The sequence below is a fragment of the Paenibacillus sp. FSL R5-0701 genome (assembly GCF_037973995.1).
Classification (GTDB): Bacteria; Bacillota; Bacilli; order Paenibacillales; family Paenibacillaceae; genus Paenibacillus.
Map to the genome: position 1 here is coordinate 2,598,359 of NZ_CP150230.1, position 20,609 is coordinate 2,618,967.

Annotated in this window: 25 protein-coding genes and 1 pseudogene; 25 read left to right on the forward strand and 1 reads right to left on the reverse strand. The window is 38.2% G+C overall.

Annotated features, from left to right (window positions below):
• The first annotated feature begins 23 nt into the window (after nucleotides 1-23).
• The 8 genes from MKZ13_RS12110 to MKZ13_RS12145 all read left to right on the forward strand — a co-directional run bounded on the left by MKZ13_RS12110 (nucleotide 24) and on the right by MKZ13_RS12145 (nucleotide 8,380).
• Complete coding sequence (locus MKZ13_RS12110) at nucleotides 24-458, forward strand: Rrf2 family transcriptional regulator (protein WP_339184208.1); 435 nt, start codon at nucleotides 24-26, stop codon at nucleotides 456-458.
• 34 nt (nucleotides 459-492) lie between these two features.
• Nucleotides 493-990: a metallophosphoesterase gene (locus MKZ13_RS12115; RefSeq protein ID WP_339184210.1), complete on the forward strand. Its 498-nt coding sequence runs from the start codon at nucleotides 493-495 to the stop codon at nucleotides 988-990.
• Nucleotides 991-1,337: 347 nt separating this feature from the next.
• On the forward strand, nucleotides 1,338-2,252 hold the full coding sequence (locus tag MKZ13_RS12120; RefSeq protein WP_237176423.1) for a sugar phosphate isomerase/epimerase family protein: 915 nt from the start codon (nucleotides 1,338-1,340) through the stop codon (nucleotides 2,250-2,252).
• Nucleotides 2,249-3,421, forward strand: a complete 1,173-nt coding sequence (locus MKZ13_RS12125; protein WP_339184212.1) for a Gfo/Idh/MocA family oxidoreductase — start codon at nucleotides 2,249-2,251, stop codon at nucleotides 3,419-3,421. Before MKZ13_RS12120 ends, MKZ13_RS12125 begins: the two co-directional genes overlap by 4 nt.
• Nucleotides 3,422-3,482: 61 nt before the next feature.
• Nucleotides 3,483-4,580 (forward strand): Gfo/Idh/MocA family oxidoreductase, encoded by a 1,098-nt coding sequence (locus MKZ13_RS12130; RefSeq protein WP_339184214.1) that lies wholly within the window; start codon nucleotides 3,483-3,485, stop codon nucleotides 4,578-4,580.
• 290 nt (nucleotides 4,581-4,870) lie between these two features.
• Nucleotides 4,871-5,446 carry a DUF6037 family protein gene (locus tag MKZ13_RS12135; RefSeq protein ID WP_339184216.1) on the forward strand — a complete coding sequence of 192 codons (576 nt, stop codon included), beginning with the start codon at nucleotides 4,871-4,873 and terminating at the stop codon, nucleotides 5,444-5,446.
• A gap of 247 nt (nucleotides 5,447-5,693) precedes the next feature.
• Complete coding sequence (locus MKZ13_RS12140) at nucleotides 5,694-6,920, forward strand: Shedu immune nuclease family protein (protein ID WP_311278882.1); 1,227 nt, start codon at nucleotides 5,694-5,696, stop codon at nucleotides 6,918-6,920.
• Between the two features lie 71 nt (nucleotides 6,921-6,991).
• Entirely contained in the window at nucleotides 6,992-8,380 is a 1,389-nt protein-coding gene (locus MKZ13_RS12145) for a hypothetical protein (protein ID WP_339184220.1), read from the forward strand.
• A 174-nt stretch (nucleotides 8,381-8,554) separates the two neighbouring features.
• Here the strand turns inward: MKZ13_RS12145 and MKZ13_RS12150 are convergent, their stop codons facing one another.
• Entirely contained in the window at nucleotides 8,555-8,842 is a 288-nt protein-coding gene (locus MKZ13_RS12150) for a hypothetical protein (RefSeq protein WP_220029950.1), read from the reverse strand.
• Between the two features lie 153 nt (nucleotides 8,843-8,995).
• Between MKZ13_RS12150 and MKZ13_RS12155 the strand changes: the two genes are divergently transcribed.
• From MKZ13_RS12155 to MKZ13_RS12235, 17 genes and pseudogenes are all read left to right on the forward strand, one after another.
• Nucleotides 8,996-9,220, forward strand: a complete 225-nt coding sequence (locus tag MKZ13_RS12155) for a helix-turn-helix transcriptional regulator (RefSeq protein WP_339184225.1) — start codon at nucleotides 8,996-8,998, stop codon at nucleotides 9,218-9,220.
• Nucleotides 9,221-9,434: 214 nt separating this feature from the next.
• The gene (locus MKZ13_RS12160; RefSeq protein ID WP_339184227.1) at nucleotides 9,435-9,836 is read left to right on the forward strand and encodes a hypothetical protein; all 402 of its coding nucleotides are present in this window, start codon (nucleotides 9,435-9,437) and stop codon (nucleotides 9,834-9,836) included.
• Between the two features lie 198 nt (nucleotides 9,837-10,034).
• Nucleotides 10,035-10,502: a hypothetical protein gene (locus MKZ13_RS12165; RefSeq protein ID WP_339184229.1), complete on the forward strand. Its 468-nt coding sequence runs from the start codon at nucleotides 10,035-10,037 to the stop codon at nucleotides 10,500-10,502.
• A gap of 167 nt (nucleotides 10,503-10,669) precedes the next feature.
• On the forward strand, nucleotides 10,670-11,077 hold the full coding sequence (locus MKZ13_RS12170; RefSeq protein ID WP_339184232.1) for a hypothetical protein: 408 nt from the start codon (nucleotides 10,670-10,672) through the stop codon (nucleotides 11,075-11,077).
• Between the two features lie 141 nt (nucleotides 11,078-11,218).
• A pseudogene (locus MKZ13_RS12175) lies at nucleotides 11,219-11,871 on the forward strand (HAD hydrolase-like protein).
• Between the two features lie 467 nt (nucleotides 11,872-12,338).
• Nucleotides 12,339-12,779, forward strand: a complete 441-nt coding sequence (locus MKZ13_RS12180; protein ID WP_339184235.1) for a hypothetical protein — start codon at nucleotides 12,339-12,341, stop codon at nucleotides 12,777-12,779.
• Nucleotides 12,780-13,402: 623 nt separating this feature from the next.
• The gene (locus tag MKZ13_RS12185; protein WP_339184238.1) at nucleotides 13,403-13,780 is read left to right on the forward strand and encodes a hypothetical protein; all 378 of its coding nucleotides are present in this window, start codon (nucleotides 13,403-13,405) and stop codon (nucleotides 13,778-13,780) included.
• Between the two features lie 194 nt (nucleotides 13,781-13,974).
• The gene (locus MKZ13_RS12190; protein ID WP_192132250.1) at nucleotides 13,975-14,214 is read left to right on the forward strand and encodes a hypothetical protein; all 240 of its coding nucleotides are present in this window, start codon (nucleotides 13,975-13,977) and stop codon (nucleotides 14,212-14,214) included.
• A 92-nt stretch (nucleotides 14,215-14,306) separates the two neighbouring features.
• Nucleotides 14,307-14,504 (forward strand): hypothetical protein, encoded by a 198-nt coding sequence (locus MKZ13_RS12195; RefSeq protein ID WP_339184242.1) that lies wholly within the window; start codon nucleotides 14,307-14,309, stop codon nucleotides 14,502-14,504.
• 151 nt (nucleotides 14,505-14,655) lie between these two features.
• Nucleotides 14,656-15,282 (forward strand): Type 1 glutamine amidotransferase-like domain-containing protein, encoded by a 627-nt coding sequence (locus tag MKZ13_RS12200; RefSeq protein WP_339184244.1) that lies wholly within the window; start codon nucleotides 14,656-14,658, stop codon nucleotides 15,280-15,282.
• A gap of 153 nt (nucleotides 15,283-15,435) precedes the next feature.
• On the forward strand, nucleotides 15,436-16,272 hold the full coding sequence (locus tag MKZ13_RS12205) for a Cof-type HAD-IIB family hydrolase (protein WP_339184246.1): 837 nt from the start codon (nucleotides 15,436-15,438) through the stop codon (nucleotides 16,270-16,272).
• A gap of 201 nt (nucleotides 16,273-16,473) precedes the next feature.
• Nucleotides 16,474-17,244 (forward strand): nucleotidyltransferase domain-containing protein, encoded by a 771-nt coding sequence (locus MKZ13_RS12210; protein WP_339184248.1) that lies wholly within the window; start codon nucleotides 16,474-16,476, stop codon nucleotides 17,242-17,244.
• Nucleotides 17,245-17,363: 119 nt separating this feature from the next.
• Complete coding sequence (locus tag MKZ13_RS12215; RefSeq protein ID WP_339184250.1) at nucleotides 17,364-17,828, forward strand: VOC family protein; 465 nt, start codon at nucleotides 17,364-17,366, stop codon at nucleotides 17,826-17,828.
• A gap of 177 nt (nucleotides 17,829-18,005) precedes the next feature.
• Nucleotides 18,006-18,638, forward strand: coding sequence for a hypothetical protein (locus tag MKZ13_RS12220; RefSeq protein WP_339184252.1), 633 nt, complete (start codon nucleotides 18,006-18,008; stop codon nucleotides 18,636-18,638).
• A 112-nt stretch (nucleotides 18,639-18,750) separates the two neighbouring features.
• Nucleotides 18,751-19,152 (forward strand): GNAT family N-acetyltransferase, encoded by a 402-nt coding sequence (locus MKZ13_RS12225; RefSeq protein ID WP_339184254.1) that lies wholly within the window; start codon nucleotides 18,751-18,753, stop codon nucleotides 19,150-19,152.
• 121 nt (nucleotides 19,153-19,273) lie between these two features.
• Entirely contained in the window at nucleotides 19,274-19,675 is a 402-nt protein-coding gene (locus MKZ13_RS12230; protein ID WP_339184256.1) for an NUDIX hydrolase, read from the forward strand.
• A 351-nt stretch (nucleotides 19,676-20,026) separates the two neighbouring features.
• Entirely contained in the window at nucleotides 20,027-20,596 is a 570-nt protein-coding gene (locus tag MKZ13_RS12235) for a YfiT family bacillithiol transferase (protein WP_339184258.1), read from the forward strand.
• The last annotated feature ends 13 nt before the right edge of the window (nucleotides 20,597-20,609 follow it).

Sequence of the window (20,609 nt, forward strand, 5' to 3'; positions counted from 1 at the left end):
ATATTAAATAAAGGTGGTTAATCATGAGTACTCATTTTTCGGTCAGTGTGCATTGTTTGTTGTTATTGTCACTCAGCGCGCCTGAACGAATCACGTCTGCACATATTGCAGGTAGCGTGAATACCAACCCTGTCGTCGTCAGACGTATTCTGGGCGGGCTGAAAAAGGCAGGATTGGTGAACTCCTCTCCTGGAACAAGAGGCTTTTACTTAGCGAAGCCATCAAGTGAAATCACATTAGCCATGATCTATCAGGCTGCCAAGGACGAAGGTCCATTGTTCCCGATTCACGGCAATTGTAACCCGGATTGTGAAGTGGGCTTGCATATAGACAGCTTGCTGACCAATCTGTATCAGGTTGCCGAGGCGAAGGTGGAGCAGTTCTTTGCATCCATTACACTCGAAGATATGGAACGTTCCTGTACTCAGATGCAAGCTGTTCCATCACAGATAGAATAGATTGCAACAAGACGAAGGAAAGGTGGGTTGTTATATGAAAATTGTAGTCATCTCTGACACGCATTGTTCACGTAAATCACGGAAGTTACCGACTAGGCTCCTGGATGTATTGCCGAGTGCAGATCTCATTCTTCATGCCGGTGACTGGTCGGATTGGAGCGTATACCCATTGCTTAGTGAGTATGCACCAGTTGAAGGGGTAGCTGGTAATACCGACCCGTCCGAAATCGCTGAAAAACTGGGATATTCCCGTATTGTTGAAGTGGAGGGACTTCGTCTGGGGCTTGTGCACGGGCATCTGGGATCAAAGGGTACGGAGCAGAATGCAATTCATACCTTTGCAGGCCAGCATGTGGATGCTGTGATCTACGGACACTCACATATCCCGGTGATGCATACCGTAGACGACACGCTGGTATTTAATCCGGGGTCGCCTACGGATCGGCGTTTTCAGAAGCAATACTCATTTGGCATCATGACAATAGATCAGGGGAAAATACAGGCTGAACATGTGTTCTTTGATCGGGATTAGAGAGATAAGCGCTGGTTGCAAGTTGGACGAGTACAAGAGCCAGAACCAGAACCAGCTACTGAAGTGGCGACTTGATAACTGATAGGGAACCTTTTCCTTAAATTTCATCTTATATATATGATTATTGTACAAGGCATCTTTGAGCAGAATTCAAATCTGTTCCAAGGATGTCTTTTTTGATTTTTGATTACATCATTCTCTTGGAAGTTATCTCTGAATGGGGAATGTGCTCTGTTCGTTATCTGTCATTCATCTGTTGGCGTTTTCCCCTATGGTGACGTTCAGTGGAGTGATACAATGCCTTTACGACATAAAATGAATACGTTTACATAAGGAGATGGATCATGATGAAACTGTCTGTATTCACGGTGGCTACCCCTGATCTGAATGCAGAAGAATTGGCATCGGCTGCGGCAGCAGCGGGGATTGATGGAATTGAGTGGAGATTCCGTGGAATTCCTGAAGATGCTGTGTCTGAAGAGCCTTCTTACTGGAGAAATAATCGATGCTCCTTAGATCCGAGCCGCTGGGAAGAACAGGTTCCTGTTTTTCGTGAAGCAGCGTTAGGGCAAGGTAGAAAATCCATCGCACTTGTACCTTATCTGAACTGTGGAGATCTTTCTGCCACCGAACAGGCGTTTCAGGCTGCGGCTGGGTTAGGTGCTTCAATGATGCGTGTGGGTGTTCCTGGATATGATCGCAAGACCCGTTATCCTGAGTTGTATCGTAAAGCCGTTGATTACCTGAGTGAAGTACAGGATTTGGCCAAACAGTACAACATCAAGGCGATTGTAGAGACGCATCACCAGACGATAGCACCGACGGCATCGCTGGCCTATCGGCTTGTGCAATCACTCGACCCGCAGCATGTGGGTGTATTGTACGATCCAGGCAATATGGTACATGAAGGATATGAGAATCATCGAATGGGACTTGAGTTGCTGGGCCCTTATCTGGCTCATGTACATGTAAAAAATGCCGGGTGGTTTGAAGCAGAAGGGAAAGATTCGCAAAAGGCTAATGTGACTGAGAAGAGCAGCGGAGTGGCTCTGAATACAGCCTGGAAATGTCAATGGACGCCGCTGACTGAAGGCATGGTCGATTGGGTACAGATGGTGCGGGATCTTCGTGCCGTCGGGTATGACGGATATTACGGAATAGAGGACTTTAGTGGCGCCTTGAAATCCAAGGCAATGTTACAGCATTTTGCAGACGTTTTCGCCGAAATTGAGCGTCGTGTGGACGAGGAGGAGCAGTCATGAGTATCGTACGAGTAGCGGTGATTGGTATAGGAAACATGGGAGCAGCACATGCCAAAACGTTGGTGGCTGGAGAAGTACCCGGTGCAGAGCTGGTCGCCGTATGTGATGTAAGAAGAGAGATGGAGAGCTGGGTATCCAGTCACCTTCCGGCAACGGTCACCTATTGGCAGGATGCAGAGCAGATGATGGCTTCGGGTACGATTGATGCAGTCATTATTGCAACGCCGCATTATGATCATCCGGAACAGGCCATTCAGGCTTTCCAGCATGGCTTGCATGTCATGATCGAGAAGCCGGCCGGTGTATATACGAAACAGGTACGCAAGATGAATGAAGCGGCCGCAGCCAGTGGCAAAGTCTTTTCCATGATGTACAACCAGCGGACCAATCCATTCTACATTAAGCTGAGAGACTTGATTGCTTCGGGCGAACTGGGTGAAGTACGGCGTACCAACTGGATTATTACGAACTGGTATCGATCCCAAAGTTACTATGATTCCGGCGGCTGGCGGGCAACATGGGCAGGTGAAGGGGGCGGTGTACTGATTAACCAGGACCCGCATCAACTGGATCTGTGGCAGTGGACCATCGGCATGATGCCGGTACGAATGCGTGCTTTCTGTTCGTTTGGCAAGTATCGGAATATTGAAGTGGAAGATGATGTAACAGCTTATGTGGAGTATGAAAATGGAGCAACAGGTGTCTTTGTAACGACTACTGGCGAAGCACCGGGTACGAACCGATTTGAGGTCAACGGAGACCGAGGTAAAATCGTGATCGAAGATGGAAAACTTACGTTCTGGCGACTTCGGGAATCTGAGCCTGAATTCAATCAGCGGTTTACCGGAGGTTTTGGACAGCCAGAATGCTGGAAATGTGAAATCCCGATTACGGGTGTGGAAACGGGGCACCCGGGTCTGATTCGTAATTGGGTTGATGCGATTCGAACAGGTGCAACACTTATTGCTCCCGGTGAGGATGGTATACACGGATTGACGTTATCGAACGCTATGTTGCTGTCCACCTGGACGGATAACTGGGTGGATCTGCCGATCGACGAGAATCTGTTCTACGAGCATCTGCAGGAACGCATTGCTGGATCAACGACGAAGAAAGACAAGGCATTCAGTGGCAGTCAACCTGCTGATTTGAGTCAGACGTTTAAATGAAGACGATTTTATATAAAACGAGTTCATTGTAATCAACATTTTATAATAAGGATGGGATGACATGGCTAAAGACGGGATGTTTTATGCACCAAAAAGTGTTACCAAAGAGGTCGTATGTGGTCCGGGTGAGTTCACCATTGCTGCTGTTGCGCTGGATCATGGGCACATCTACGGCATGGTTGGGGGATTGTTGGAGGCTGGAGCTACTCTCAAGTGGGTATATGATCCGGACCCGGCGAAGGTAGAGGCATTTCGGAAGCAGTTCCCACAGGCTCAAGTCGCTGAATCGGAAGCCGAAGTGCTCGCCGATGATGAGGTGTTGCTGGTGGCAAGTGCAGCGATCCCTTCAGATCGTGCGCCGCTTGGTATGAGAGTTCTGGCCGCAGGCAAGGATTATTTTACAGACAAAGCCCCGTTTACCACGCTGGAGCAATTAAAGCTTGCACGAGAAGAAGTGAAGCGAACGGGCAAGAAGTACATGGTGTATTACAGTGAACGACTGCATGTAGAAAGTGCGATCTATGCGGGGCAGCTCATTGAACAAGGGGCAATCGGCAAAGTAGTGCAAGTTATGGGTACAGGCCCGCATCGCCTGAATGCTGGAGGAAGACCCGACTGGTTCTTCAAGCATGAGCAGTATGGCGGTATTCTCTGTGATATCGGGAGTCACCAGATCGAACAATTCCTGACGTTTGCATCATGTACGGACGCTGAGGTAGGGTTCAGTCGTGTGCATAACTTCAATCACCCACAGTTCCCGGAACTGGAAGACTTCGGCGAAGCTTCTCTGATCGGGGACAACGGAGCGTCCGGTTACTTCCGAGTGGACTGGTTCACACCGGATGGTCTGGGCACATGGGGCGATGGGCGTACAGTTATTCTGGGAACGGACGGTTATATCGAGCTGCGGAAGTATATCGACATCGCAAGGGAACCTCAGGGGGATCAGGTCTATCTGGTAAACCATGAAGGCGAGTTTCGCTACAGCGTGAAGGGCAAGGTCGGTTATCCGTTCTTCGGTCAGCTGATTCGCGATTGTCTGGATCGGACCGAGACAGCCATGACACAAGAACATGCATTCAAAGCGGCAGAACTCTGTCTGATTGCACAGCACAAAGCCATGAGCGAGCGCGTGGTGTGGAGTAGCGGAGCGAAGTAAATGTTTTAGGTGAAGGTGAGCAAAAGTTGATTACTAAAGATTATCCGTAATTCTTGTATTGTTGAGTGAAGAAAGAGCAGCCCAAATGTTAAACTGCCTCCAATAGGTTAGTCTTTTCTAACGAATGGAGCAGTTTGCACTGGGGCTGCTTTTTTAAGTATCTTCGTGACTTCGCAGATGGATTAATATGGGTTATATTATATGTAGTTCGGATATTCATTAAAAAGAGAGGTATTTACGAAGTTCGTATATATGATGTTAGGCGAAATTCAAACTAAGGAGAAATTCAAATGAAACTTGAAGGATTAAAAGCCCTTTATAAAGATATGAAAGCTAAAAAGATTGAAAGATATAAGATCCAGTTTAGCTTTCACGGAGTAGCTTTTGATGTGTTCTTTTTTATAGATGAAAATCCTTTTATACTAATGTTTGGAGTTAAAGTGGAGAACTTTTATTTTGAAGTGCAGGTTAAAGCGGGATTTGAAGTAAACCCAATTTTTGATGAAGATACATATCAAGAATTAATGAAAATCTTAAATCTTAGTTACGATCCAAATAATCCATTTAAGCCTAAGTACTTCTTTGAAGAATTTAATAAAAAGATCCCTCAAAAAGTTATTTTAAGTTATCTACCTGAGCCACAAGAAGTTGCTGCATTCCGCAGAAATGTTGAAGAGAACCAAAAGATATATTTTTTCGGCTGGAAGGATAATAACAAGACAAATGAGAATGTAAGTCCTGAGAATTTGCATAAAACTAAGCTTCTTTTAGGAGAGGTCGCTTATGAAAGATGTAAGAAAAAGAATATTAGTAGCAAATGGACTGATAAAGAACACTTAGCTCTAAAATTTAATCTTCCTAATTAATTAGAAACGTTTGAACCTCGCCTAACAATATATTCACGCTGCGGGCATACGCCCTGGGTCCGGCATACGTCGGACACTCGACATACGTCGAGTCGTGAATACAGGAACGTTATACGACAGAATCTAAATAGCAGATATATAACACACAGATGTAATCGTGTTTAACAATCCATTAAATATAAACTATGCGCTAAATATAGAGAACTAATTTTATCTTAAGGTAAAAAATGTTTATTAAGGAGATTTTATGATTAGATTCGAAGAAATCGAGGATGAAATTATAATTCGATACACACCAAGGGATGGGGTATATTGGATAGCGAAGAAATTTGAAGATAACAAGGAGATAGCTATACATAAAACCTTTTACTTCGAAAAGAATGATTTATATAAGGAGATCGGTTCAGAAGAATTTACTATAATAGAAGAGGCACAATTTTCTTTTGCAAAGTTAGAAGGCGACTATTTTAGAGTCAAGAAAACTGCAATTGGGATAGAGAAGGAGTTATTGATCCATAAAAGTATAAAATTCCAACTAAATATATTTAAGACATGGAACAATATATCTATTTTCAAAAGGGTTTTTGATGTGATAGAAGGGGATTTGTCAATTGGACCAAAAGAGTCGGATTTACCTATAGAAGAATTCAAGAAAATATTAGAGATATTCCCCAAATCTACTGAACTACGGAAATATTCGAATGCAAGGATTAGCCATATATTAAAGGAATATGTAGATATGAAACGAGATTTTGTATCGGACTATAATTCCTACATGTCTAAAAAGTCAGTTGCTAATAGTGCTAGGTCTAGCTTAAGTGCTTCATTTGCTGAATATGAAATAATGAAGTATCAGATAGTGCTGAATCGTCTTAAAGATATGCTGAAAAATGAAAAAGGCTATTCTGAATCAGACTGGCAAAACGAAATTATTGATGTTTTAATATTGATTTATCCTAAATATATCACAGTATTCAAAGAAGTAATCGTCTACGACGATTACGATTCGAAAGAAAGAAGATTAGATTATATGCTAGTTGACTCAAATGGAAATGTTGATGTGGTTGAAATAAAAAAACCTAATTCTAATGCTTTAATTTCGACAAGAACATATAGAGACAATTATGTCCCTGTTAGAGAACTCTCGGGTACTATCATGCAAGTAGAAAAGTATCTGTTTCATTTAAACAAGTCGGGTAGACAAGGTGAATTGAAGCTAACAGATAAATATAAGGATTTGCTTCCGGATGGTTTCAAGATTAACATAACAAATCCTAATGCTATATTAATTCTTGGAAGAGAAGAAGATCTTGGGATTGAACAACTTCGAGATTTAGAAGTTATTAAACGAAAGTATAAAAATGTGATGGACATTGTTACATATGATGATCTTATTAGAAGATTAGAAAGAATCATTGGAAAATTTCAAAGTCAATTGCCGAAAACCCATTCAAGAAGTGATTCCGACGTATAACATAATATTAACGACTCAGCGCATGCTGAGTCGGTTAATAAAGACGTTAGATGAAATAAAGGAGAATACAGATGGAAAAAATAGTTTTCAGTCAGATTACATATGCTTATGAATTTACAAATATAGAGATCTTCTTCAAATATAAAAATATGACTTTTTTTAGTACTGATAATCTTACAAGCGTTTATACAGATAATGGAGCTTCTCAAGCAAGGGAGTTCCAATTGAATTGCATTACCAGTATTGAAATGCACGAAGGAATAAATGAAAGTAACAGATACAATAGAGCAAGCATACTTACAGTACTTGGAATTGTTTCTTTTTTCGTGGGAATCCCATTAACGGTTTATCATAAAATAAAAGGAGAAGATACAATAATACCGAATAATTTAATTAATGAGGAACCTTTAAAATTAACTATTGAAAATGAAGATTATACGGAACGATTAAAATCTGTGTTGGAGAAGTTAGAATCCGATGAAGAGGTTGTAGTATCTTTATTAGACCGTTGGAGAAAAGCAAACTACTTAGTAAATGAAAGCGTTGATGCAAATCTCTACCATGATGAAGCTATTCTTAATTATTTTCATATTATAGAACTAATTTGTGAAATCTACTCAAAAGATTTACGAATAGATTTGGAAGAAAATATAAAAGGGTATGTTGAAGAATTTTATAAAAAACATTTCTTTTTCAATGAAAATCAACTTGAGTCACAAGTCAATTCAGTAAAAAAAGTCTTTACTGAAGTTTTGATTGGTAGGGACTTAGCATTGTCACATAAAATTAAATTTGTTCTAACTAAATTCAATATGTTGAATCCTTTTGTTGAATATTTTATAGACTCTGTAATAAAAACAAGAAATGCTATTGCTCATGGGAGATTTACATACCAAGAAAAATTATCTTGGCCTTTACCACCGTTTTTTTTCATGTCTAATGAATCGTTTGAAATATTAGACTCCTTAAACTTTCTTACAGCTAGATTGATTAGCTGTTATTTAGGGATTGAATGTTGGAAAAAGGAATGGGAAGAAGTAGATAAAGATTTAATGCCTCCTGATAAATTGCTAGAAAAATTTTTGACAAATGTTTCGGAATTTCCCGAGTTGAATTGTGTAAGTATTAATGAACCAAATCAGTATCATATTACATGGAGGTCAATTTTCAAACACTATGTAAGTAATCCTAAAAAATTCAAAATAGAAAAAATTGAAATTGTTTTAAAAAGCTTCTTTATGGATTGTACAGTCAACGAGTCCAGCGCCGGTGATTTATTTAACATATCTGTGATCTTAAGTGACTCAAAGGATGAGGAAATTCAAAATACAGCTATAAAGAATATAGATTTGATAATTCAGAATAGGTGGTATCTTTGGTCTAATAAAAGAGATATTTATAGTTATTTAGAAAAAATGAATGTTCCACCTATCTGGTATCTGAGTTATTTAAAGCAGTAAAGATCATTATTACGTTATTTAACATAATATTTAAGTGGCGTCTCCTGACAGAGCCTTGGTCTTCTGAGTGAATTTCGGAGAGAGATTTCAGTAGAAAGCTCCTTCGAGGTTCACGAATACAGAAACGTTTTACGACAGAATAAAATACAATAGAAAAGAGGATCATCTGATCCTCTAAATGCTAGAGTTTTGCAATTCGCTAAAGAGTTGTAGAGCGTCTTTGAAACCTTGTATGTAGATACTTCTTTCTAAGATGGATTGAAGAGAAATTTGAGCGTCTTCGTAAAGAAAAACCGTATGTTGAAGTTGATCGGGCAAAGCATCACGAAGTGTTTTAAAGTATTGATCTGTCTCAGAAGAAAGCCGAGTGTATTCTGCATGACAATCTAAAAGCTCAGTATAGAGTAATTCTAGACGTATTCTTATCAGTGGTTCTGTTAGCGATTCTAATGTATTAACCATATCCTGTTCCTCCTTTGATTAACTCTATAGAGTTATTATATAACCTCATAAAGTTAATTACAAGGTGAATATTTGACTTTGTAGAGTTAAAACTTCGCTTTTAATTGATGATTACTAATGTGGAAGATAAGATAGAAATATGGAGGGGAAAAGATGAACGTAATCAAGTGTAATATTCGAGAACTCATGGCAGAACATCGAATAGATGATATAACAGAATTGATGGTGAGATCAGGCTTAAGTCGTAACTCAATCAACAAGTTATATCGGGAGACGAAAATAGAAACAACAAAGCTAGAAACCTTATTTAAACTATGCGATACATTTAACTGCAAATTATCGGATTTAATTGAATATGTACCTGAAGAAGAAAAATAGTGAAGGTATATTCAAGAAGTGATTCCGTCGTATAACATAATATTCAAGCTGCGGCTCCTTTGGAGCCTTGGTCTGCTGGATGAATTTTTGGAAGCGTTTCAGCAGACACATCCGACTTCGTCGGACGTCTTGAATACAGGAACGTTATACGCAATCCCAAGACACAAATATAAAGGACTAAAAAATGAGAAGGACAATAAAGATTCTTGTAGGATTGACAGTCGCAATAATAACAGTGGCGATCATTGGGTTCGTAAGAGGTGACGAAAATCAGTCACCATTACGATATATAAAAACAGATAGTTACCATACTGAATTCAAGATCACCCAAAAAAATGAAGTGATTATAACCGAGGAAATTCATATTCAAAATCTTAGTAATGACTCACAAAGCTTTAAAGTGATTGGGGTCTATTCAGACGATTTTAATAATGGCTTACTGACAACAGAAAAACTGAATGGATATATAGGGAATCGTAAACAAGAAATTTTAGAATTAGCTGCAAATCAAGAACAGACTTTTAGAATTGATTTTATAGGGAAGAAGGGACAGATAAATACGAAGCAAGATCGAAACCCACCTAAAGAAATCGTATTTACAATCATAGATAAATAAGACGGAAGAAAGCGGACTCGAAGAAGTATGGGACAGCGTATAACATAATATTCACGCTGCGGACATTGTTCCTTGGTCCGGCATACGCCGGACACACGACATGCGTCGGGTCGTGAATACAGGAATGTTATAGGAAATCAGCAAACACACAAAGAGAACTTGTTTTATTTAACATATTTTTTGAGGAGAAGTGATTGAGTGAATAAAGACATTCTACTTGAATGGGACAATAAGCATAGTGCGATGAAATGCACGAAAGAAAACTACTGGAAAACCTATAGGAAGTGGCGTGACGAGAACAAAAGCGATTATCATGATACTTTTATGGGAAAATTATATGATGAATTTATAAGTCTTGAAGAGCGTGCTATATACCTAAAATATAGTTTTAATACAACAGAAGCAGTGGTATTTTGCTCGATTAATATCTTTTACATAGAAGAGCAAATAGGAACTTATGATATAGAGTTCTTTTTGAACGGTGAGATCGCTGATGATTACCTGGATTTTGGAGACGTATTACTTAAAGATCGGATGATTAAAGTAAAGCATAATTTGAAGACTGCAAGAAGCGCTTTAAAACTGGGATTTGAAGTATCAGACATCTTGAAAATCACAGAAATCCCACTCAAATATATAGAAATATTAAAAGAAAAATATAGTTGACATGAAGGGAATGGTACAAGAGGATAAGTGATTCACGTTGCGGACATTCGTCCTTGCCCCGGCATTCGCCGGACACCCGACATGCGTCGGGTCGTGGATATAGTAACGTTATATGCAATCCCGGAGATCTAAGTTCCAATTGAGGATGAATGTATTAGGAGGGAAGGATGATGAATAATGGTATGGCATCATGGCAAGAACTGAAAATAGATTATGAAATTAATCAAATATCTCCCAATATATCAACTAGACTAGAAGATATTGAACGTATCCCTACGGGGCTTGGAATCAAAATACTCACTATTCTTATTGAATGGGCTTGCCAGCCACAAAATACCCACCCAATTGAAATAGCGAGGAAAAAGATTAAAACAATTCCTTCTGATTGGCTAATAGAACATCTTCCTAATGTAGCTAAAACAGCAATTTGTCTTGACGATGAATGGGAGTATCGTAGATTGTTAGAGCTATTTTCAGAGGCAATTCCAAAATTACTAGATTGGGGAATTGAATTGGGGATTAATTCTAAAAATGAAGGAATCAAAGAGGCAGCAAATGACTATAAAGAAAAATAACAGTTTTGTAGAGTGCAATGAAATGAGAATGTAGATTGGAGCCTTAATTCAGTGGGGCGTCGTGAATACAGAACGTTTATTGAAATCAGCGTAAAAACAGTATAACAATTCATTATTTTATTTTTGAATAGGAGAGAAACCATGCTGGAGGCAGTCATTTTCGATATGGATGGAACACTATTTCAAACAAACAAAATTTTAGAATTATCGTTAGAAGAAACATTTACTATCTTAAGGTCTCTAAATGAATGGTCGAGTGAAGCTCCAACCCAAAAATATCGTGAAATAATGGGAGTTCCTCTACCAGTAGTTTGGGAAACGTTACTACCGAACCATTCAAACGAAATCAGACGAATTGTAGACGAAATCTTCTTGGAGAAGTTAATTGCAAATATTAATTATGGCAAAGGTGCGCTTTATCCGCATGTCAAAGAAGTTTTTGATTTTTTAAAACAGGAAGGCTGCTTAATTTTTATTGCAAGTAATGGACTAATCGAATACCTCAATGCTATCGTTAACTGTTACAAGTTAAATAATTGGGTGACAGAAACCTTTAGCATCCAGCAAATAGAGACTCAGAATAAGGATGACTTAGTTAGATATATCCTTATGAAATATCACATCAACAACGCAACAACGCTGCTGTAGTTGGCGACAGGATCTCTGATATCAATGCAGCAAAAAACAATGGATTGAAGGCTTTTGGTTGTCGATTTGACTTTGCCCAAGAATGGGAGCTTAAACAAGCGGATTACATTATTGATGATTTACTTGAATTGAAAAAATATATTTAACATCATGGGAAGTGGAACTTTTGTGTAAGTATTTTCGAAGAAGACGCTGACATCCTATAACATCATATTCACGCATCGTAGCCTGACAGCTCCTTGGTTCGCCAGAAGAGAACGGCAGAGAAGCGTAATCAAGCGAACACACCTGCGAGGCTAAGTCCGTCGGACCCGGCAGCTTCGCTGCCTTAAGCCTCTCGATGTCATGAATACAGGAACGTTATACGCAATCCCTTAAGAATGTTAAACCATTCAACCAATTAATAGCCAATAATAAGTATAGGTGAAAGAATACATTTACAACGTAGCAGTTGAAAACCAGGATGAACGGAGTATTAGAAGGTGTACCATATAACAATAAAATTCCACATCGTTAGTTATGCTCCTTGGTCATCAAGAGAAATACCAGAGAAGCGGATTCATAATAAAGTGCAAACTAAAGAATATTTCTATTATGCGAAAGAGAGGATCAAATGAATTATCATTTTGGTTTTTCATGGAAGGGTCTGATAATCTTTTTATTGCCAATGATACCAAATATATTTTATTTTTTAATTCCTGCGTTAGATATATCAGGAAACAATGCAAATAGCCATTTGATTTTAGATGTTTTGGAGCACGGAAGTCAGGCGATATTTTTCTTTCTTCTGATATTTGTTGTAAGAGAACAAGCATCTGAAATGCGATGTCCGTATATAATTGGTATGGCAATAATGTTGATTTTTTATTATGGGCTATGGATATTGTATTTTACAGGCAACGCAAACTCGATTATTTTTTTGGGGATGGCCGTTCTCCCGGTAGTATATTTTATATTAGCTGAGATTTGGCTTCAAAATTATCTGGCTATTATACCAACAGTACTTTTTGGTATTGTGCATGTCATTAATACATATTTGTCTATTGCGAATTAAAGGGAGGACAACAATCCTCTTAAATTTTGATTGTGCGTTCAGCATGTATTCTATATCAAGGATTAAGTTCCGAGTGGTGAGGTTAGAAGTAAGCCATAGCTTAAGGCAGGGGTGTCCAACTTGAGCAGGAATCTGAATGAAGCCATCGGCAAATCTCCGGTCCGAGGAACACGAGCTTCTTATAAGGGTAGCGGATGAAGTTACTACACAAACCAAAGTTGATACTGCTGAAGGCGTACGAGAGTAAATGAGGGGATCTTTCCTATGCGGAAACGGATTTGATAGGAGCAAAAGATAGAACCAAAGATAAAACACGTAAAGACATATTAAATACATAAAACACACAAGACATATAAGGATGAGGAATCGAAAAAGAAGGGCAGCGTATAACAATGCATTTTTGCTTCGTCGCTGACGCTCCTCGGTCTTCAAGAGGGATTTCGGAGAAGTGGAATCAGGCGACACATCCAACCAGCTAAGTGGCAAAGCCACCCGGACCTCCGGACCTTAAGCCGTTTGGACGTCAGAAATGCGCAACGTTATACGCGATACCCTAAAATTAAGAAGAAACTAAAGAACAATAAAAGAAGAAACATAATAAAACTTAATTGAAGGTGATAATTATGAAAGAATGGGACTACAGTAAGCCTTGGTTTCATGGCTCGCCATTATTTCTAAATGAATTACTAGTCGGAAGCACAATAACTCAAGATCGAGAGTTAGCAAGAATCTTTTCGCAGAAACCATCTATTGTTTCTTTTGATGAGAATGGCGCAAGATTTCATAATGGTAATTTATGTGGATACATTTACATAATTGATGAGGAAATTATAAGTGAGGATGTGTATCCACATCCAGCAACTACCATGAAACCTGGTGAAGAATGGCTCATAAAAAGAGGATTAAAAGTACGAAAGATAGATGAGACGAGAACAAGAGCGGAAGAACAACTTTCAGAGGAAGAGGAGTTAGAATTATTGGAAAAGCTAAATAACAGATAGCCCATAGCTTGGTCACAGAAGAGGGCACTGCAAATAACAATATATTCACGCCTCGGGCCATTCGGCCCTGGGTCAGGCAGGGGAATTGGGAGCAGCCGGACAACCCTGCACTGGCTAAGTCCGTCAGACCCAGCTGTAGCCCTTAAGCCAGTGAGGGTTCGTGAATACAAGAACGTTATCTGTAAGATTGAAAAATGATTAAAACTGTAAAAAGAAAAAGTATATATTATCTAATTATAGAGTTAATTCAATTGCAACGTTCTGTTGCTAGAGGGGAAGTGATCAAGGTGCTAATTTTGATCCTGCTTATAATTATTGTTATGGGTGTAGCGATTATAGATGGGAGATTAAAAAAGAAACTTGAAAATGATAAAAGAATTATTGAAAGATTAGATGTGTTAATTAATGAAGTGAGAGATATCCGTAAAAAATAGAGAAATAATAATCACACAAGAAAATAAAGGTTTATTGTTAATTGTAAATCGCTAAAACTATCAAATTCAAATCAGATGGAAAATAGGATTAAGTGGACTTTTTTACAAAAGGCACAAACGATTTCTTTTTTTTATCAGGGATGCATTTTAACGGACAACTGATTAGTAGTAATGAAGAAAGTATAGAACTTCAATTCTTTAATCCTGATGAAATGCCTGATTTATTTAATCAGCAACATACTGATGCTTTTAATGATTTCATGACTAAAAGAGTAGAAGTATTTAGATAGAATTAGAATAAAGTCTTAGGGGTGAAGGCAGATTCGAAGACGACTGATCCATAACATAACATAACATTCACGCTACGGGCGTCAGCCCTTGGCCCGGCATCCGCCAAATTATAAAGATTAGATATACTATTATTAAAGGACGGGGATTTCAATGAGTAGCTTGTTATTAACTTCTTGTGGTTTTTATACTCATGATATTAAAAATCAATTTCTGGATTTTATTGATGGAGATATTTCTCAATTAAAAGTCTCAATTATTACAACAGCATCCCCTAGAAAAGAAACTAATAGATATGCACAAAGAGCAATGCAAGAGTTTAAGGACATGGGATTTCAGCATATCAATTTTGTAGATATTGAATTTGATGACCCGCAAATTCTCTTACATAGAGATGTTATATATATTAATGGTGGGAATCCATTTACACTATTGTATTACGCTAAGAAAAGTGGTGCTGATGAAATTATCAAAACACTGGCCGCACAGAATGTAATTATAGTTGGAGTAAGTGCAGGAACGTTATTACTGGGGCCGAATATTAACATTGTCGATTTCTTTACTCCACAGATGAACACAATGAATTTAACGGATTTTAAGGCATTAGGTGTAACTGACAAGCTTATTTTTCCTCACTATGATCGAGAGGACATATTTAAAGATAGTACTAATAAAACAATTGAAGAGAGAATAGTAGAATTTGAATGCAATGAGAAATGTAAGGTGACAAGGCTTAAAGATGAAGAATATATCTCAATCTTAATGAACCAAGCACATTGAATCGAAGAAGCCCCTGAAATCTTGCTCACACCGCATTCACGCTGGGGCTACGCCCCTTGGTCTGCCAGTGGGGTTCGAGGAAGTAGTATCCAGCAGACAACTCCTGTGAGGATAAGTCTTCGATCCAGTCGCTCCTTTAAGTCTCTCGGGTTCGTGAATACAACAACGGTAGATAAAATAACGAAGAAGTTTATATCGGGAGTTGATTCATTGAAGTATTCAACGGTAGTTCTTGACTTGGACGGAACATTATTAAATTCAAAAAAAGAAGTATCTAAAAGAAACGTAGATGCGGTCTTATCCTGTTATCAGAGAGGAATGAGAATAATATTTGCAACAGCTCGACCGCCGAGGGCGGTTAATTGGTTGCTTCCACAAGGATTAGTAGATATCGGGGCTTTTGTATATTATAACGGAGCTCAAGTGATATGTAAGGAAACAAAGATAGAAATTAATGAATCAATCCCTGCTCATGTAACTACAGAAATTCTTGATTACTGTTTGAAGTGTAAACCTCAAATTGAGCTGACTATGGAAGTGAAGGATGAGTGGTTTAGTTTAAGAGAGCTTGATTATATTAGCTCAATGAACACACAATCAAACCCCGTAGTAAAACCTTTAAAAGAATTAAAGCAATATGATGCTACGAAGATACTTCTGACTGGCAATAATCACAATTCTGGATTGTTTGAAAAATTCGAGGGTAGAGTGAATATACTAATTACGGATAATAATAAATTAGTACAAATCATGCCTCTTCTGGCATCTAAGGAAATGGCAATTACTAAACTCTGTGAATTATATAATGTAGAATTGGATTACGTTATTGTATTTGGTGATGATCATAATGATGTAGGCCTCTTTAAGATGGCGGGATATTCTATTGCTATGGGAAATGCGATTAGGGAATTGAAGGAAATCGCTGATGAAATAACCGTTAATAATGATGAAAACGGTGTTGCTGTAAGTCTAGAAAGATTTTGTGGGTAACTCAAGGTTACTTTATCTAACAGTACATTCATACACCGTCGCACTTGCTCCTCGGTCGCCAAGAAGGATATCGGAGAAGTTGATTAAGGTGACACATTCAATCAGCTAAGTCTATTGACCCGTTCCCTACGGTAAGCTGCTTGAACGTCAGGAATACAACAACGTTAGCCGAAAGAAGTTCTTATTTTAGGAGGAGTCTATATGATATTAGAAAAAGTTATAAATAGAATTGCAATACAAAGTGAATATAAGGATTTGGTTGATAAGTATAAAGATCATATACTTAACGAATTTAAAGGTAAAATTCATAGCATTTATATGTGTGGCTCGATTCCAAAAGGAACGGCTCAACCTTTTAAGTCAGATGCAGACTTTACTATTGTATGTGCAAATCCCGAAGATATTGATTACGAAAGATTGTCAATGATTAAAGACAGGCTTTTGGAAGAATATCCATTCGTCACTAAGATGGATACGATCATTTGCTCGATTGATGATGTATTAAGTAGACCAAATGATTGGGGTTTTTGGATTAAGATCATTTGTGTTTGTATACATGGGGAGGACATTGGTGAAAAAGTACCCCCGATCATAATTTCTCCAGAATTCATTTTAGACTTAAATACAGATACCAAGGAGGAAGTAGATCGTGTACATCGTTCACTTTCTAATGTTAGTGATCACTCAATGAAAATTAGATATATTAAAGGTTACTCTAAGAGATTAATTCGTGCATTATACTCTTTGGTTTTAGAAGATACAGGGGTATGGGAAGATGAAATCATTAAGATGAAGAATGCCATATTAAACTATTGTGAGATTAACTCCGCTTTAGTTGAGTATCTATATGCTTGTTACTTGGATAGTAGCAATGTACTTGTTGAAGAGTTTTTGAGAATTGCAGATGAAGTATATCGCTATTTTGAGAACGCTTTAAATACAATGGCTGCTTCCAGAAATTCATTTGGCTAACAATATATTAACGATCGTAATTACCTTGAGAAGCGAGTGACCACATCCAGCCCCTAAGCCCATTGGACGTCGTCAATACAAAACGTTATCTGAAACTGGCAAGATTGAAAGGAGAAAACATGATACTTGGGTTGTATGAAGCACATTTACCAGTGAGTAACTTACATCAATCAATCGAATTTTATTCTAAATTAGGATTAGAGCTGGCCTGGAGAGATGAAGATACAGCTTTCTTCTGGATTGAAAAAGATAAGAGTTGGGTCGGTCTATGGCAAGGTGAAGAGTATCTCACTTCTTATCATCCATCATTAAGGCATATAGCATTTCGATTGAGTTATGAAGATCTTCGAGACAGTGTGAAATGGCTTCAAAACATTGAAATAGAGCTTGTTCCATTTGGAAAAAGAGATTCAATAGATCCATTTGCTAGGCCTAATCAGGGAAATGCTTCGGTCTACTTCAATGATCCAGATGGAAATAGTTTAGAATTAATGTGTTTTGTAAGTGTCCCTGAAAACTTAAAGAATATATCAAATAAATTATCAATCGAAGAATGGGAAGATCTTTTGAAAGATAAAAACTAAAGAATGTATTGGGATATTTAAAAGAAGTATCAGCATCAGATAACATAATATTCACGCTGCGGCTCCTACGGAGCCTTGGTCTTGTAGATGGAGGCGCTTCAGCAGACACATTGAACTACGTTGGACGATGAATATAGAAACGTTAAGCGAAATAATTGCTAGTGGAAGGAGATTTAAATGCATATTAGAGGAATAATTCTTGAAGGATACTCCAATGCCGGGAAGACTTCAGTATTAAAAGCAATTAAACGTTATCAATCACAAGAAGAATCCTCAGAACGGAGCGTAGTTATTCTTGGAGAACATTATTCTCAAATTTTGAATAATAAACATGGAGAATATGTAAGTCTGACCCGAGAAGGACACATTGAGTTACTTAAAGAGCGGGTTGAAATGCTAAAGAAACTTAACGAATGGGCAATTCAACTTGGTCCTGCATCTAGAGGATCTAGGGGACTATTTTATGTTCTGGAAAGGTTTCATTTAAATCATAGAGCCGCATTTGTAGATTCGGATTTGGATGAGATAAATAAAATAGAAGAACAGCTTGAGTCTTTAGGTGCCAGGTGTATTTTGCTTACAATCTCGCCCGAAGTTGTAGAAGAAAGAATTAAAAGTAGACAACCAGAAGAATGGATCTATAAAACAGAAGAAGAAGTAAGATCGTCGGTAAGTGAATTATTAAGAATCCAAAATGTATTAAGACATCAAGCTCAAATCTCAAGAGTTCCAACAATAGAAATCAATACAGATGATAAGAATTGGGATGAGTATGTAAGGGTAATCATGGAGGGCAACGACATTGCCTAACCAGATGTTCAAGCATCGTCGCTAGTGCTCTTTGGTCGGGTAGAAACTATAAGCAGAAGAATGTATCCAGCCAGACGTATCAGATCAAAACAACAAGCATAGGAGCAATATAATGACAATCATGTTCAAAGAAATAAAAGACATTGATACACAGGCAATTCAAGAACTGTTTCATTCGGTGGACTGGAAATCAGGAGATTTCCCAGAAGATCTGAGACAAGCAATAAACAACTCGCATACGGTTATAACAGCATGGGATGATACCAAATTAGTTGGCTTAATAAATGCATTGTCTGACGGCGTGATGACAGTATATTTTCATTACATGTTAGTACACAAAGAATATCAATCATTAGGAATTGGAAAGAGAATGATGGAACAAATGCTAAGTCGATATTCTAATATCAAAACAAAAGTGCTTATATCTTATGATAGTGCAGAAAAATTCTATGGATTATTTGGATTTAAGCCAGAAGAAGGAACTAAAGCCATGTTTATTTCAGAGATGGTATAGCATTTTGTGATGTTATCAAAGAAGTTGGTAGAATCAAATAACACCACTTTTCACTTCAAGGGATTTAGCCATAGCTATTCGAGGAAGAGTGGTTATTTAAACCAACATAGGAGGAATTAGAATGAAATTTATCGTTTCTGCTAGTGTAATCGTTCTCAATGAAGATAATGAGATTTTACTCATGAAAGGTCGAAGAGGTTGGGAAATGCCTCAAGGTTGTGTTGAAGAAGGAGAGACTATTAGGCAGGCAGCAGTTCGAGAAGTGAAAGAGGAAACAGGAATTGACATTGAATTAATTAAATTTTGTGGTTTGTATCAGAACATAACGCGCGGCGTATGCAACAATATATTTACTGGAAAACCGATTGGTGGAGCTTTAACTACCAGTGATGAAAGTGAAGAGGTGGGCTACTTTACTTTAGAAGAAGCTGGGCAAATGATAACATGGGGGAATTTCTATGACAGAATTCATAATGCATTAGATGAGAAAAGCCATCCATTTTTGATTGAATTTTCAGAATAAGGTCACTCATTAGATAAAGACAAATTAACGTATCGGATTTGCTCCCTCGGTCCGAAGACGAGATTTCAACAAATTAACTCTTACGACACTCCACAAGCTTTGCATTATGGTAGACTCCACCTTAAAGTCGCTCCTCTCTTGGTTGGTGATGTTCTAAACAAACACCATTCTACCCAAAATAGGGGCGCTTTTTATATTATTGTACCTTCGTAACTCAGGTTTAATTACGCTAGTTTTCTAATCCAAATACAGATATGAGAGTAGTGTAATATAAGGAGCAGCCCAAGAATAAAGGTTGCTTCTTTTTTGCTTTTATACTTCGCAAATGGAACATTGTGGGTTATATTGGATATGATTTGGTTCTATAGTAGAGAAATGGAGAGATGGTCAACTTTGGATAAAAATGTACGCTTTCCGATAGGACACTTTGAGCCAAGTCTTAAATTCTCTGATGAGGACCGAATCCACATCATTGGTCAAATTCTTGGAATTACGAAAACCTTAAGAGAGATTACACAACATCTCAATGATGATCAACTTTGTATTTCTTATCGTGATGGCGGTTGGACGATTACACAGATTGTGCACCACCTTGCGGACAATGACATGAACGCTTATATCAGATTTAAGAGAGCGTTAACTGAGGATGAACCGATGGCAAGCTCATATCGAGAGGATTTATGGGCATCATTACATGATTACAGGAATACGCCCATCGAAGATTCAATTTTGCTGATGGAGATACTGCACAAGCGATTTCTCACGCTGTTGTATGGTTTACATCCCGATCAGTTTAGACGAACACTCCGAACAGAAATGTTAGGTACAATTACATTGGATATTGCCCTTCAAAGATTTGTATGGCACGGGCAGCATCATATTGCTCAAATTAAATCTTGTATAACATCGCAGAGGTGGTAGGTCTTATCTCAGG

Excerpts from the sequence above, each read along its gene's own strand:
- MKZ13_RS12155 (WP_339184225.1), top strand. The coding sequence starts at position 8,996 with ATGAACGTAATCAAGTGTAATATTCGAGAACTCATGGCAGAACATCGA.
- MKZ13_RS12225 (WP_339184254.1), top strand. The coding sequence starts at position 18,751 with ATGACAATCATGTTCAAAGAAATAAAAGACATTGATACACAGGCAATT.
- MKZ13_RS12130 (WP_339184214.1), top strand. The coding sequence starts at position 3,483 with ATGGCTAAAGACGGGATGTTTTATGCACCAAAAAGTGTTACCAAAGAG.
- MKZ13_RS12230 (WP_339184256.1), top strand. The coding sequence starts at position 19,274 with ATGAAATTTATCGTTTCTGCTAGTGTAATCGTTCTCAATGAAGATAAT.
- MKZ13_RS12140 (WP_311278882.1), top strand. The coding sequence starts at position 5,694 with ATGATTAGATTCGAAGAAATCGAGGATGAAATTATAATTCGATACACA.
- MKZ13_RS12220 (WP_339184252.1), top strand. The coding sequence starts at position 18,006 with ATGCATATTAGAGGAATAATTCTTGAAGGATACTCCAATGCCGGGAAG.
- MKZ13_RS12145 (WP_339184220.1), top strand. The coding sequence starts at position 6,992 with ATGGAAAAAATAGTTTTCAGTCAGATTACATATGCTTATGAATTTACA.
- MKZ13_RS12190 (WP_192132250.1), top strand. The coding sequence starts at position 13,975 with ATGATTAAAACTGTAAAAAGAAAAAGTATATATTATCTAATTATAGAG.
- MKZ13_RS12210 (WP_339184248.1), top strand. The coding sequence starts at position 16,474 with ATGATATTAGAAAAAGTTATAAATAGAATTGCAATACAAAGTGAATAT.
- MKZ13_RS12125 (WP_339184212.1), top strand. The coding sequence starts at position 2,249 with ATGAGTATCGTACGAGTAGCGGTGATTGGTATAGGAAACATGGGAGCA.
- MKZ13_RS12115 (WP_339184210.1), top strand. The coding sequence starts at position 493 with ATGAAAATTGTAGTCATCTCTGACACGCATTGTTCACGTAAATCACGG.
- MKZ13_RS12180 (WP_339184235.1), top strand. The coding sequence starts at position 12,339 with ATGAATTATCATTTTGGTTTTTCATGGAAGGGTCTGATAATCTTTTTA.
- MKZ13_RS12170 (WP_339184232.1), top strand. The coding sequence starts at position 10,670 with ATGATGAATAATGGTATGGCATCATGGCAAGAACTGAAAATAGATTAT.
- MKZ13_RS12120 (WP_237176423.1), top strand. The coding sequence starts at position 1,338 with ATGAAACTGTCTGTATTCACGGTGGCTACCCCTGATCTGAATGCAGAA.
- MKZ13_RS12215 (WP_339184250.1), top strand. The coding sequence starts at position 17,364 with ATGATACTTGGGTTGTATGAAGCACATTTACCAGTGAGTAACTTACAT.
- MKZ13_RS12200 (WP_339184244.1), top strand. The coding sequence starts at position 14,656 with ATGAGTAGCTTGTTATTAACTTCTTGTGGTTTTTATACTCATGATATT.
- MKZ13_RS12110 (WP_339184208.1), top strand. The coding sequence starts at position 24 with ATGAGTACTCATTTTTCGGTCAGTGTGCATTGTTTGTTGTTATTGTCA.
- MKZ13_RS12150 (WP_220029950.1), bottom strand. The coding sequence starts at position 8,842 with ATGGTTAATACATTAGAATCGCTAACAGAACCACTGATAAGAATACGT.
- MKZ13_RS12135 (WP_339184216.1), top strand. The coding sequence starts at position 4,871 with ATGAAACTTGAAGGATTAAAAGCCCTTTATAAAGATATGAAAGCTAAA.
- MKZ13_RS12235 (WP_339184258.1), top strand. The coding sequence starts at position 20,027 with ATGATTTGGTTCTATAGTAGAGAAATGGAGAGATGGTCAACTTTGGAT.
- MKZ13_RS12185 (WP_339184238.1), top strand. The coding sequence starts at position 13,403 with ATGAAAGAATGGGACTACAGTAAGCCTTGGTTTCATGGCTCGCCATTA.